Origin of the sequence: Stenotrophomonas sp. JC08, assembly GCF_052180205.1 — a bacterium.
Classification (GTDB): domain Bacteria; phylum Pseudomonadota; class Gammaproteobacteria; order Xanthomonadales; family Xanthomonadaceae; genus Stenotrophomonas.
Map to the genome: position 1 here is coordinate 3446994 of NZ_CP197473.1, position 12803 is coordinate 3459796.

Sequence of the window (12803 nt, forward strand, 5' to 3'; positions counted from 1 at the left end):
GATAGCGGTCGACGCGGCGCCGGCGGGAGACGGTTGCCGCTGCAAATACGCTGCCGAATCGCGGGCACTCCTGCCGCAAACGGCAATGATCCGTTTCCGTCGGGCGCGTTTGTCGCTCACGCGGGCGCGCCTAGACTGCGGTCATCCAATTCCGTGGTCCACAGGAGCCCGCCATGATCGAACGTCGCCCGTTTTCCAGCCTCGGTGGAGCCAATCATGGTTGGCTCGATGCCAAGCACCATTTCTCCTTCGCCGGGTACCAGGACCCGGCGCGCATGCACTGGGGCGCGCTGCGGGTGTGGAACGACGACACCATCGCTGCCGGCGCCGGCTTCCCGCCTCATCCGCACGCGGGCATGGAAATCATCACCTATGTGCGCGAAGGTGCGATCAGCCACCAGGACGACCAGGGCAACCGTGGCCGCACCGTGGCCGGCGATGTGCAGGTGATGAGTGCCGGCAGCGGCATCCGCCACGCCGAGTACAACCAGGAGCCGGGCGTCACCCGCATCTTCCAGATCTGGATCTTTCCGGAGCAGCGCGGCGGCACCCCGGCGTGGGGCGCGAAGCCGTTCCCGCGCGGCGAGCGTTCCGGGCGCTTCGTCGCACTGGCCAGTGGCATGCCAGGCGATGACGAGGCGCTGCCGATCCGCGCCAACGCGCGCGTGTCCGGGGCCACGCTCAAGGCCGGGGAGAGCACCGAGTACCGTTTCAGCGATGCCAGCCGCTACGGCTATCTGGTGCCGAGCACCGGCAGGGTCGAGGTCGACGGTGTGCTGATCGAGGCCCGTGACGGTGCCGCCATCAGCGGCGTGGAGAAGATCGTGGTGCGCGCGCTGGAGGATGCCGAGCTGGTGCTGGTGGATACCGCCGCCTGAGCACCGCACATATCCCAGGGCATCGGAACAACCGCGCCGTCTGTGTGCCAGCCGCCGCAGGCCCGCACGCGTGCGTCAGGATGCCGGTCCGTCCGTGATCTGATCGGCCGCCGCTGCCGGCGACTTGCGCCGCCGTGGCGCGGCTGTGCGCGAGGTCTTGCGGGCGGCGCTGCGGCCCGGCTCCGTCCCCGCTGCATTGCCGCCGGCCTGCAGCTGCTCCAGCCACGACAGCGCATCGCTGTAGGCGAGGAAATGCTGCAGGTAGGCCGGGGAGATGTCGCGCATCAGCTTCATCGCCCGGTGCAGCAGCACGCTGGAATGCAGCGGGCCGGCGTCCTCGGAGATCGCCTCCTGCGATTGCCGCAGCAGGCTGTCGATGCGGATCCGGCTCCACAGCTGCTGGAACTCGTCCAGCGTGGCCTGCGCTTCCACCACCGGCAGCGGAGCGGGGTGGAGCGGAGCGGTATCCGTGGTCATGGTTGCCGACGGGGGTGTGACCGGCGTGGACGTTGTTGCGGGCGTACAGGTACCTGCCTGCGCGATATGCGCCAGCAGCGTCCGTAGCGGACTGACGCCTGCGGCGACCGTGGCTGGCGGAACAGCGGCGGTCGCAGTGGCCAGCGTGCGGGCGTAGTCGTCGGCCAGCTGCTGCACGCGCTGCTGCAGGCGTTGTGCGACCGCGCCGTCGTGGCGCTGCGCACGCCGCGCCAGCGCGGCCAGGCGGCTGAATGCGACCGGATCGACGCGGTCGGCACCCTGCGCGCGCCAGCGTTCCAGCCGGTCAGCGGTGCTGCCCGGATCAGCCGCCATCGGCCTGCCCGTCGACCTTGGGGCGCGGAATCGGCGCGATCTCCACGCGCCGGTTGCGGGCGCGGCCGGCCTCGTCGTCGTTGGAGCTGACCGGCTGTTCGGCACCGAAGGCGGCGGCGAACACGGAAGCCGACGGCACACCATCGGCGATCAGCGTACGGGTCACGGTCAGCGCGCGTGCGGCCGACAGCTCCCAGTTGTCGGCGAAGCGGGCGTTGGCCACCCGCACCGGCTGGTTGTCGGTGAAGCCGCTGACCATCAGCACCTCCTCGCGCGCACCCAGATAGTCGCGCAGCGGTGCGGCGATGCTCTGCAGCAGCTCGCGGCCTTCCGGTTGCAACTGGTCGGAGTTCAGCGCGAACAGCACGTTGCCGCTGATGCCGATGCGGCCGTTGATCACGGTGACGCGGCCGGCCGCCAGCGGTGCGGCCAACGCCTGCTCCAGCGTCTTGAGCTTGGCCGCCTCGACCTGGCGCTGCCGGACCTCCTCGTCCAGCTGCCGCGACAGCTGCAGCTGGATGCCGATCACGCCGGCCAGGATCAGCACGAAGGCGCCCAGCAGCACCGACATCAGGTCGCCGAACGCGGCCCAGGTGGTGGCGGTGGACTCGCTGTCCAGTTCGATCTCGTCGCTCATCCGGCCATGGCCCCGGCCGGCGTACGGCGTTCGGCCAGCTGCTGCAGTTCGCCGATGATCTGCTTCTGCGAGGCCATGCTCAGGTCGATCACCTCGCGCGCCTGTGCCACGTAATAGGCCAGCTGCTCGTCACTGCGGGTGAGCGATTTCTCCAGTGCCGACTCGATCCCCTGCAGGCGCTGGTTCAACGCATCGGTGGAAGTGCCGAACAGCTGCACCGCGGTGGCGAAGGCCTCGCCGAGGCTGGCCACTTCCTCGGCACTGCCGGTGACGTGCGCGGCAGCGCTGTCGAGCCGGCCGGTCTGTGCTTCGACCTCGGTGGTGAAGCGGTTGCCGACGCGCTCGAGCAGGTCGGCCGAGGTGCTGACCAGCGCGTCGATCGCGCTGCGCTGTTCGGTGGAGGCGTGGTTGACCGCACCGAGCAGGGTTTCCAGGGTCGCCAGCAGGCGGCTGCGCTCCTCCAGCATGGCGGTGTCGCGGACCATGCTGTCAGACAGCTTCTGGCGCAGCTCGGCCACCACTTCGGCCGCCGCCCGCGGAGCTTCGGAGGCGCTCTGCACCAGTTGCGAGATCTCGGCGATGGTGTCGCGGGCGTGCGCCTGCGACTGCTCGGTCATCGCGTTGGCGGTACGTGCCAGCGTGTCGCAGATTTCCTGCTGGCGGCTGGCGACATGCTCGCTGCTGTGCTGCCAGTGGCTGCTCAATGTCTGGCTGATGGACGACAGCGTTTCGGACCACTGCGCCAGCCGTTGCTCGTCGCGCGCTTCCAGCGTGGCCTGCAGCTGGCCATGCGACTGCTGCAGGCCATCGAGCAGGGTGCCGGTGCGCGCATCGAAGCGCTCGGCGGCGCCCACCAGCCCCTGCGCCTGGCGCGAGAGCTCGGCCAGGCTGTCGCCGGCGTGCTGCTGCAGCTGCGTGGACATCTCGCCGGCGGTCTGCGCCAGGGTGTCGCAGATTTCCTGCTGGCGGCTGGCGATCTGCTCGCCGCTGCGCTGCCACTGCTGGTCCAGCGCGACGGTCAGCGCGCCGAAGCGCTCGGCCCACTGTTCCAGGCGCTGCTGGTCGCGTGCTTCCAGCGCGGCCTGCAGGTCGGCATGTGAGCGTTGCATTGCGTCCAGCAGGGTGCCGGTGCGTTGCTGGAAGTCCTGTGCGGCACCGCTGAACGCCTCCTCGCTGCGCGTGGCCAGCTGCTGGTTGATGTCCTGCTGCTGCGCCAGCGCCGCGTTCCAGGCCCGGCTGGTGGCATCGGTACTGGCGTCGATGCGGGTCGATACCGATTCCAGCAGCCCGTCGGCGCGCTGCGCGAAGGCGTCGTTGAACCGCTGCAGGCTCTCGTCCAGGCGTTGCGCCAGCGCCTCGTTGCTCTGCTGCTGCTGCACGGTGGCCACGTTCCAGCTGTCGGCGGCGGCGCGGGTGGTGGCCTGCAGGTTGCCGGCCAGGCCATCGAGCTGCTGCTGCACGGCGGCGCTCACCGTGGCCTGCATCGCCACGGTCTCGCGGCTGAGGCCGGCCAGCGTGCTCTCCACCACTGGCTGCAGTGCGCTGCCCACGGTCCGGGCGCTTTCAGCCATGCCAGTGGTCAATGATTGCTGCAGCGAGGTGGCCAGCTGCAGGTGGCTGGCTTCGGCGCGGCGGTGGAATTCCTGCTGGCTCCCGGCCAGCCGTTCGGCGGCAGCGAGGTTGTGCTGCTCCAGCGTGGTCATCATCGTCTGCAGACGCTCGATCAGCGCCGGCATCAGCCCGGTCTGCTGCTGCAACAGGGCGAACGCCTGCTCGCGCTGGTGCACGTGCGAATAGGGGCGCAGAGTGGTGGCCAGTTGCAGGTCCAACTGCTGCACCACCAGCGCGCGCTCGCGCCGGCACAGCGCCGACAGCAGGCCGAGCATGGCCGAGCCGGCAACGCCGGCGATCGAGGTGCCGAAGGCGAACGCCAGGCCCTTGACCGGCGCGCCGAGTGAGCCGCGGATTGCCTCCAGGTTGGTCGCGCTCTCCAGCGCCAGGCCGGTGCCGCGCAGCGTCGCCATCATGCCCAGCAAGGTGCCGAGCATGCCCAGCAGCACCAGCAGGCCGACCAGGTACGGCGTCAGTGCCGGTGCCGGCAGGGCGATGCGTTCGCCTTCCACGCGCAGCCGCACGGCGTTGCGCAGGCCCGGGTGCAGGCGGCCCAGCCAGGCGCCCAGATCGCTCTGCGCCGCGGCGACATCGGCCACGGCCTGTTCCAGCGAGGTGGTGGCCTGGCGGTAGCGGTGCAGCTCCAGCGCTCCGGCCAGATAGCAGGCGGCGATCACCGCGGTCACCACCAGCCCGAGCAGGTTGCTGGTGACATAACCGGCCGCGATCCAGCCGATGGCGAGCAGACCGACAGCGAACACGACGAAGCGAAGCGGATTCTTGGACATGGGGTGCGGTTTACCGGATACGGAGCGCTGCAAGCAGGCCTTCAATGGGGTGGAAACGGACATCCAGCTCGGCCAGCAGCGCACTGCGCAGGTCCTGTTCGAACATGGCCAGCCACGGGCTGGCGGATGCCGGTGCGGTGTCGTCGGTGTCATCGCCAGCCGCCGGCGCTGCCGGAACGGGTGCCTGGCTGTCCTGCAGCGCGATGAAGCGCAGGCCGAGCAGGGCGGGGACGGTCGCCAGCAGGCCGTGTTCGCGCGGGCTCAGCGTGGCTTCCATCACCGCGTCCACTTCGGCCAGCCGCGCCTTGGCGGGGGATTGCCGGGCCAGCATGTCGCGCAGGCGGCCGCGCAGGGTGCCGGTGCTGACCTGCATCGCCCGCTGCACGGCCAGGCAATGCTGGCGGTAGGGGGCGTAGCCGCCATGTGCCTCGCGCTCGGTGGCGCTGATCCGGCGCGGCGGCGCGGTGTCCAGGCCGCCGGCGATGCTGTCCTGCAGGGTGACCCGCGCCTGCGCACATTCGGCGGCGACGGCGGGATCGAAATCGGGGCTGTCCGGCGGCTCCGGCAGGCGCCCGTCCAGCGCCTTGGACAGGGCGATCGCGCGGTTCCAGTCGAACCACTGGTTCAGCCGCTCGGACAGCGCCGGTGGCGGACGCGACACATCGGTCTGCGCCAGGCGGGCCAACAGGCGAACGAACGTGGGCCCCGGGACGGGTGCCCGTGGAGAAGCTTTCGCCATGGGTCCTGACTTAAAATTGGCCATTTTACATGGCCGGCCAAGCGCCGCCGGCAACACCGTATTCAGCAAGAGTCCCCGGTCGCGGGGGCGTGACGGCGGTTGCGGCAGCTGGCCTCAGACGTCGCCGCCGTCGGCCCAGCCTTCGCCGCTGCCGCGCTGGAACACGGTATCCGCGTCCTGCACGGAACCGGCCGGGACATGTTCCTGCGCCGCCAGCCGCGCGTAGATCGGGGTGAAGTCCGGACCGGTGGCGGCCATCAGCTGCGCGAAGCTGTCGATGACGAAATAGCTCTTCTGGAAGGTGTCGATGCGGTAGCGGGTGCGCATGATCCGCTCCAGATCGAAGCCGATCCGGTTCGGCGCGGCCGATTCCAGGCAGTACAGCGACTCGCCCTTGGACGAGACGATGCCGGCGCCGTAGATGCGCAGGCCGTCGGCGGTGTTGATCAGGCCGAATTCCACCGTGTACCAGTACAGCCGGGTCAGGTTTTGCAACGCCTCCGGGCCGATCGCGTGCGCCTTCACGCCGCCACGGCCATAGGCGGCCATGTAGTCGGCGAACAGCGGATTCATCAGCAGTGGCACATGGCCGAACAGGTCGTGGAACAGGTCGGGTTCGGCGATGTAGTCGATCTGGTCCGGGCGGCGGATCCACCAGGTCACCGGAAAGCGGCGGTTGGCCAGATGGTCGAAGAACTCCAGTTCCGGCAGCAGTCCTTCCACGCCGACCAGGGTCCAGCCGGTGGCTGCGCCCAGCACCTCGTTGAGCTGGTCGAAGCGCGGGATCATGTGCGCGCTCATGCCCATCGCGTCCTGCGCGTCGAGGAACTCCTGGCAGGCGCGGCCGACCAGCAGCTCGCGCTGGCGCTGGTACAGCGTGCTCCAGGTGGCGTGGTCATCGGCGCTGTAGCTGTCCCACGGCTGCTCCACCACGGTGGTGGTATAGACCGGCACGTAACCCTTGTCGGTGTGCTGGTGCTCAACGCGGCGCGGGGTGGCTTCCATGGCGGCAACGGGTTCCTGGATAAAGAATGGATGAGCGCATGGTAGAAAGGCCGCCGCGCAACAGGTGTGCGTAATTGCGCCATACACCGCTGTTGACGCAATATTGTTGCGTCATTCCAATGTTGCGGAGCAGCATAAATGGATGCATCGACGCTGGATCGCACGGATCTTCGGCTTCTGGTCGAAATCCAGCAGCATGGCCGCGCCACCAATGCCGAGCTTGCCGCGCGGGTGAACCTGTCGCCGTCGGCGTGTCTGCGGCGGTTGCAGCGGCTGGAAGCGGAGGGCGTCATCGCCGGCTACGGCGCGCGCCTGGAGCCGCGAGCGATCGGATTGGGGCTGCAGGCGTTCGTGCGGGTGCAGCTGTCCAAGCACGGGCACGAGGCCATCGACCATTTCATCGCCGCGGTGCAGCTGTGGGACGAGGTGGTGGCCTGCCACGCGCTGACCGGCGACATGGACTACCTGCTGCACATCTACGTGCGCGATCTGGACCACTTCTCCGCGTTCCTGCTGGACAAGCTGCTCAATGCCGCCGGCGTGGCCGACGTCAATTCCAGCTTCGTGCTGCGCACCGTGAAGGAGTTCCGCGCGCTGCCGCTGTCGCAGCTGGGGCGTACCTGAACCAGTGGTCCTGCCGGAAGCGGCCGCCGCGCTTTGCTGCCGCCGCGCCTGCTTCCGGTCAACGCACCGAAGCGCCGCAATCCTTGACCACGCCGCGCAGCTTCTCGATGCGCGTACGGCTGTCCTGGCAGCGCTGCTGGGCTTCGGCCTGCGCGGCCGCGGCCTGTGTCTGCGCATTGCGCGCGCTGGTGGCGCGGGCCTGCTGCAAACGGGCCACGCCGGCCCGGATCTGCGGCATCGCCGCCATCGCCGCCTTCTCGCCCTCCAGGATCGCGCGGCCACGCTGTTCGAAATCGGCCGCACCGATATCCAGCACCGCCGGGCGGATGATCACATCGGCGCGCGCCAGTTCCTGTTCGCCCAGCCGCTGGCCCATGATCGCGATCGACTGGCCCACCGCGCCGAGCAGGCCGCTAGGACGCTGGCCGCTGGCCTTGCTGGAAATATCCACGGCGATGACGAATTCGGCGCCGAGCTGGCGGGCCGCATCCACCGGCACCGGGCTGACCACACCGCCATCGACGAAGGTCTTGCCGCCGATGCTGACCGGCTCGAACACGCCGGGAATCGAACTGGAGGCGCGTACCGCCTGGCCGACATTGCCGCGCACGAATACTGCGCGGTCGCCGGTCTCCAGCTGCGTGGCGACCGCGGCGAACGGCTTTTTCAGCTGCTCGGCCGGCTTGTTGTCGAGTTGTGCGTTGACATAGTCCTGCAGCTTGCGGCCCTGGATCAGGCCGCCGGAGAACAGGCGCAGGTCGCGGATGCTGGCTTCATCCAGTGCCACCGCCTTCTGCTGCATGTCGAAGGCGCTCATGCCACTGGCATACAGCGCGCCGACCACGCTGCCGGCACTGGTGCCGGACACCACCACCGGCTCGAAGCCGTTGGCCTCGAGCATCTTGATCACACCGATATGGGCGAAACCCTTGGCCGCACCGCCGCCCAGCGCCACGCCGATCTTCACCGGCTTGACCGGGGTCACCGGCGTGGCCGCCACCGGCGCCGCGGGCTTCACATTGTCGCCACCGCAGGCGGCCAGCAGGCCGAGCAGGGCGAAGGGCAGCAGCAGGCGGAACGGATGCGCTTTCATGTATGAACAGGTGGGCGTGGAAAGGGCGCCAGCATAGCGCTTCGCACCCTGCCGCCGCCCAGTGCCTCATTCGTCCGTTTAGAAGTTGTTGTCGCCGTCCAGCAGCCGGCCCAGGCCGCCCAGCACCGAGCCTTCACCGCGGCTCTGGCCCCCGCCCTGCGGGGCGGCGGCGAACATGCGCCCGGCCAGGCGCGAGAACGGCAGCGACTGCAGCCACACCTTGCCCGGGCCGGTGAGGGTGGCCAGGAACACGCCTTCGCCGCCGAAGAACATGCTCTTCAGGCCTGCCACGCGGCGCACGTCCATGTCCACGCTGGCGTGGTAGGCGACCACGCAGCCGGTGTCCACGTCGATGCGCTCGCCGGCGGCCAGCTCGCGTTCGACCACACAACCGCCGGCATGCACGAACACCCAGCCGTCGCCCTCGAGCTTCTGCATGATGAAACCTTCGCCGCCGAACAGGCCGGTCATCACCTTGCGCTGCAGCTGCACGCCGACCTGCACCCCGCGCGCGCCGGCCAGGAAGCTGTCCTTCTGGCAGATCAGCTTGCCGCCGTGCTCGTCCAGCTTCATCGGCAGCACCGTGCCGGGGTAGGGCGCGGCGAATGCGACCTTGGCCTTGCCGTGGCCGGTATGGGTGTAGACGGTGGCGAACAGGCTCTCGCCGGTGATCACCCGCTTGCCGGCGCTCATCAGCTTGTCCATGAAGCCGCCACCCTGGCCCTCGTGGCGTCCGTCACCGAACACGGTGTCCATCTGCACCGACGAATCCTTGAACATCAGCGCGCCGGCTTCGGCGATGGCGCTTTCGCCCGGATCCAGCTCGATCTCCACGAACTGCATTTCATGGCCGACGATGCGGAAGTCGATGTCGTCGGCGCGCTGGCGGCTGCCGCCGACCGGTGGTGGCATCGGCGGCGGCGCGGCCTGGCCGCCGAACTCGGGCAGCTGGCCCACCGCCTGCCAGCCCTGCATGCCTTCGCGCCAGGCCAGCGCCTGGCGGTTGCCCTGCGCGTACTGCCGGGCGGCGGCGTCATCAAGCGGGCCGATGCGGTCGGCTTGGCCGGGTACATGGAAATACCACTGGGTCATGGCGGTGCCTCGCGGGAGGAAAAGCAGAGTCTATGCGCAAGCGGCCGGTCTGACGGGTGACAGGCGTCAGGTGGATGAACCGGGTCCCCAGCGGCACCAGCCGGCGCGGTACTGCCGCGCCGCTTCATGATGCAAGGCCGCAACGCCAGACCTTGCGCCCGCTAGCCGGGGTCAGTGACTGCCAGCGCCGCGCAGCGCGTTGTGCAGCACATCCAGCAACTGCTCGTTGTCGTCACCGCGCTGCTCCCAGTACATGATGCCGCCCAGCCCGTGCTGTTTGACGTACTCGGCCTTGATCGCCTATGTGCTTCGCGGGTTTGATCAGTGCACAGGCTCAGGGCGCTTCGGAAAGCTCCGTGGCCAGCGCCGTGGCTTCTGCCGTGCAGTCGCGCGGCATCGGCAATGCGAGTGCGCGGGTGGCGTTGATTTCACGTCGCGCCAGCTTCAGGTCAACACTGAACTGCGCATCGTCGTGCAGCCGTGCCACCGTTGCCGCCGCCATCGCCCGGCCCTGCTGCACATCGCTGTACCAGTGCACATTGCAGACCAGCCGGCTGTGGCCGTAGTTGTGGCCGCGCTGCAGCAGCGGCGTGGCGCGCTCCGGCGCGATCTCCGCCAGGATCAACGCCCATGCCCAGCCGATGGCGGTATGGCCGGAGGGATAGGAGCCGCTGTCACGCAGCCGGGCTTCCTCTTCGGGGGCGCAGACCGGCTGCTGGTTGAGCACGAACGGCCGCGGGCGCCGGTAGTGGTTCTTGGCGGCGCGGGTGGCGGCGCTGGCATCGATGCGGCTGCGTTCCAGCAGCCGGTACAGCGCCGGTGTGTGCGTGGTGTTGATCGGAATCCCCAGCGCGCAGCTGAACTGGTCGGCGCCGACGGGAAAGCTCAGGTCGGCATCGACATGGGCCTGGGTGAAGCGCGCGCTGTCACGCAAGGCCAGCGCCTGTGTGGCGACTGCGGCATCCAGTGCGGCGGCAGCGGAACCGGGTGCGGGTGGCGGTGGAACCAGCGTCAGGCTGTCGGGAATGGCCTGCGCATGCAGATAGCCGGTCGCGGCCGGGCGGTCCTGCCCGGCAGGGGAGGTGGGAGCGGTGCTGGCACAGCCGCCCAGCACGAGCGCCAGGATCAGCGCGGTGGCCAGACGCGGGAGAAAGCGGGTTTCAGGAAGCATGGCAGTACAGGCAGGTGTCGGCAGAACGGAGCAGGGTGAGGGTAGCGCTCAAACCGCCCATGCGCTCAGGCGTCCCTTGTGTTCGCGTACCTCGACCGGACCGCCGAACACTTCCGACAGTGGCGCGGCGCGCAGCAGCAGCTCACGCGGCCCATCGGCGTGGATGCGTCCGTTCTTCATCAGCACCACGCGGCCGATTTCCGGAATCACCTCGTCGATGTGGTGGGTGACCAGCACCAGGGTGATCCCTTGCCGGGCGAGCTGGCGCATGCTGTCGATCAGCTGCCGGCGCGAGACCAGATCCAGCCCGGTGGACGGCTCGTCCAGCAGCAAGGCGCGTGGCTGGTTGACCAGGGCCCGGGCGATCAGCACGCGGCGGGTTTCGCCCGCGGACAGCTCGGCGTAACTGCGGCCCAGCAAGTGCAATGCGCCCGCCAGCTCCAGCGCCTGTCGCGCCCGTTCGCGCATGGCACCTGTGACCTCGCGATGGGCCACCACATAGCTGGCGAAAAAACCGGAAACCACCGCCTCTTCCACGCCCAGCCCGGGCATGTCGGCCAGGTTGCTGGACAGATCGCCGCTGACGATGCCCAGCTGCGCGCGCAGCCGGTCCACCTGCCAGCGGGTCTGGCCCATCACCTTGACCGGCGGCGGGCCGTCGATCCTTGCCAGCGGATACAGCTCGCGGGTGATCAGCTTGATGAAGGAGGACTTGCCGCAGCCGTTGGGGCCGAGGATCGCGGTGTGCTGCCCTTGCGCGATATGCAGGTTCAGATCGTGCAGCACGCGCACCTGGCCGCGCACCACGCAGGCCTGCTGCAGTTCGATCAACGGGGCCGCATCGGCGGCAGGCGCTAGGGACATACGGAAACGGGCCGGAGGAAGAAGGGATGGGGCGCAGAGCGCGGATGCAGTTTGCCCCGCCACCCTGCATCATGGAACCACTGGTTTCATCCGGCATGACCCGCGCGGAGTCCCTGCAATGCCCACTGTTTTTCCCGGCCTTTCCAGTGTCGTTGCGCCTGTACGGCGCAGGCGCGCAACCGTGCCCGCCGCCGCCGGCATGGCGGCTGCCATCCTGTGTCTGGCGGCGATGGCCGGGCTGCCCGCTAGCGCGCAGGTGCAGGACACCGGCGAGTATCTGCAGCGCATGGATGCCGATGGCGACGGCCGGGTGAGTCCGGAGGAATACCTGCAGTGGCTGCTGTACGCCTTCGACCGCATGGACCGCAATGGCGATGGGGTGCTGGAGGCGGCCGAACAGCCCGGCGGCCGCGGCAAGCCGATCAGCCGTGAGGAACAGCGGCAGGTGATCCTCGCCCGCTTCACCCGCCAGGATGCCGATGGCGACGGCTACCTCAGCGCCCGCGAGCTGATGGCGCCACCGCGCTGATTCCCGCTCCGCACCGGTAAAGCGGGGGTGCGGTCGCGCTGCGCTGGCGGGTTGCAATCGCTGTCAGCGGATGTCGACCGGCGCGGCAGTGCACTGCCGGAAAGGGGCGCGCTTACAATCGCGCCATGCCCGAGTTGCCCGAAGTCGAAACCACCCGCCGCGGTCTGGAGCCGCACCTGCTGGAGCGCCGCATCCATGGCGTGATCCTGCGCCGTCCGGACCTGCGCTGGCCGATCCCGCCGGAAGTCGAGCGCGAGTTGCCGGGCCAGCGCATCGAAGCGATCCGCCGCCGCGCCAAGTACCTGCTGCTGGATACGTCCGCCGGCAGCGCGCTGCTGCATCTGGGCATGTCCGGCAGCCTGCGGGTGCTGCCCGGTGACACTCCGGTGCGCGCCCACGACCATGTCGATATCAGTCTGGAAGATGGCCGGGTGCTGCGCTTCAACGACCCGCGCCGTTTCGGCTGCCTGTTGTGGCAGCCCGCCGGTGAAACCCACGAACTGCTGCGTGATCTGGGCCCGGAACCGCTGGGCGAGCAGTTCGATGGCGACTACCTGTTCGCGCGCAGCCGTGGCCGCAGCGTGCCGATCAAGAGTTTCCTGATGGACCAGCGCACCGTCGTCGGGGTCGGCAACATCTACGCCGCCGAAAGCCTGTTCATGGCCGGCATCAATCCGCTGCGCGAGGCCGGCAAGGTATCGCGTGCGCGCTACCAGCGGCTGGCCGATGCGGTGAAGGATATCCTCGGCCACGCGATCACCCGCGGCGGCACCACCTTGCGTGATTTCATCAGCCCCGATGGGGCGCCCGGCTACTTCGAGCAGGAATTGCTGGTGTACGGCCGCGAGGGCGAGGCCTGCAAGCAGTGCGGCCGGGTGCTGCGCCACGCCAGCATCGGCCAGCGGGCGACGGTATGGTGCGGCCACTGCCAGCGCTGAGGCGGCGCCATCCAGCGTACGGTT

At 69.2% G+C, this 12803-nt stretch carries 13 protein-coding genes; 4 read left to right on the forward strand and 9 right to left on the reverse strand.

From position 1 onward, the window contains the following. Window positions 1-173 precede the first annotated feature (173 nt). Window positions 174-878: a pirin family protein gene (locus tag ACSBPQ_RS15830; protein ID WP_442683020.1), complete on the forward strand. Its 705-nt coding sequence runs from the start codon at window positions 174-176 to the stop codon at window positions 876-878. Between the two features lie 75 nt (window positions 879-953). Here the strand turns inward: ACSBPQ_RS15830 and ACSBPQ_RS15835 are convergent, their stop codons facing one another. The 5 genes from ACSBPQ_RS15835 to phhA form a co-directional block, all read right to left on the reverse strand. Then, the gene (locus ACSBPQ_RS15835; protein WP_442683021.1) at window positions 954-1688 is read right to left on the reverse strand and encodes a DUF2894 domain-containing protein; all 735 of its coding nucleotides are present in this window, start codon (window positions 1686-1688) and stop codon (window positions 954-956) included. Then, entirely contained in the window at window positions 1678-2325 is a 648-nt protein-coding gene (locus ACSBPQ_RS15840; protein ID WP_442683022.1) for an OmpA family protein, read from the reverse strand. The genes ACSBPQ_RS15835 and ACSBPQ_RS15840 overlap by 11 nt, the downstream gene beginning before the upstream one ends. After that, complete coding sequence (locus ACSBPQ_RS15845; protein WP_442683023.1) at window positions 2322-4724, reverse strand: DUF802 domain-containing protein; 2403 nt, start codon at window positions 4722-4724, stop codon at window positions 2322-2324. Before ACSBPQ_RS15845 ends, ACSBPQ_RS15840 begins: the two co-directional genes overlap by 4 nt. 10 nt (window positions 4725-4734) lie before the next feature. After that, window positions 4735-5463 (reverse strand): DUF3348 domain-containing protein, encoded by a 729-nt coding sequence (locus tag ACSBPQ_RS15850; protein WP_442683024.1) that lies wholly within the window; start codon window positions 5461-5463, stop codon window positions 4735-4737. A gap of 114 nt (window positions 5464-5577) precedes the next feature. Further along, on the reverse strand, window positions 5578-6468 hold the full coding sequence (gene phhA, locus ACSBPQ_RS15855; protein ID WP_442683025.1) for a phenylalanine 4-monooxygenase: 891 nt from the start codon (window positions 6466-6468) through the stop codon (window positions 5578-5580). A 138-nt stretch (window positions 6469-6606) separates the two neighbouring features. Between phhA and ACSBPQ_RS15860 the strand changes: the two genes are divergently transcribed. After that, on the forward strand, window positions 6607-7092 hold the full coding sequence (locus tag ACSBPQ_RS15860; protein WP_442683026.1) for an Lrp/AsnC family transcriptional regulator: 486 nt from the start codon (window positions 6607-6609) through the stop codon (window positions 7090-7092). Between the two features lie 58 nt (window positions 7093-7150). On the opposite strand, the gene ACSBPQ_RS15865 is transcribed toward ACSBPQ_RS15860, so the two are convergent. From ACSBPQ_RS15865 to ACSBPQ_RS15880, 4 genes are all read right to left on the reverse strand, one after another. Beyond that, on the reverse strand, window positions 7151-8185 hold the full coding sequence (locus tag ACSBPQ_RS15865) for a patatin-like phospholipase family protein (RefSeq protein ID WP_442683027.1): 1035 nt from the start codon (window positions 8183-8185) through the stop codon (window positions 7151-7153). Between the two features lie 78 nt (window positions 8186-8263). After that, entirely contained in the window at window positions 8264-9277 is a 1014-nt protein-coding gene (locus ACSBPQ_RS15870) for a TIGR00266 family protein (protein WP_442683028.1), read from the reverse strand. Between the two features lie 334 nt (window positions 9278-9611). Next, window positions 9612-10448, reverse strand: a complete 837-nt coding sequence (locus ACSBPQ_RS15875) for an acid phosphatase (RefSeq protein ID WP_442683029.1) — start codon at window positions 10446-10448, stop codon at window positions 9612-9614. 48 nt (window positions 10449-10496) lie between these two features. After that, a complete protein-coding gene (locus ACSBPQ_RS15880) occupies window positions 10497-11312 on the reverse strand; it encodes an ABC transporter ATP-binding protein (protein WP_442683030.1) in 816 nt (271 codons plus the stop codon). Between the two features lie 199 nt (window positions 11313-11511). On the opposite strand from ACSBPQ_RS15880, the gene ACSBPQ_RS15885 reads away from it, so the two are divergent. Next, the gene (locus ACSBPQ_RS15885) at window positions 11512-11841 is read left to right on the forward strand and encodes an EF-hand domain-containing protein (RefSeq protein ID WP_442684607.1); all 330 of its coding nucleotides are present in this window, start codon (window positions 11512-11514) and stop codon (window positions 11839-11841) included. Between the two features lie 125 nt (window positions 11842-11966). Continuing rightward, the gene (gene mutM, locus ACSBPQ_RS15890) at window positions 11967-12779 is read left to right on the forward strand and encodes a bifunctional DNA-formamidopyrimidine glycosylase/DNA-(apurinic or apyrimidinic site) lyase (protein WP_442683031.1); all 813 of its coding nucleotides are present in this window, start codon (window positions 11967-11969) and stop codon (window positions 12777-12779) included. The last annotated feature ends 24 nt before the right edge of the window (window positions 12780-12803 follow it).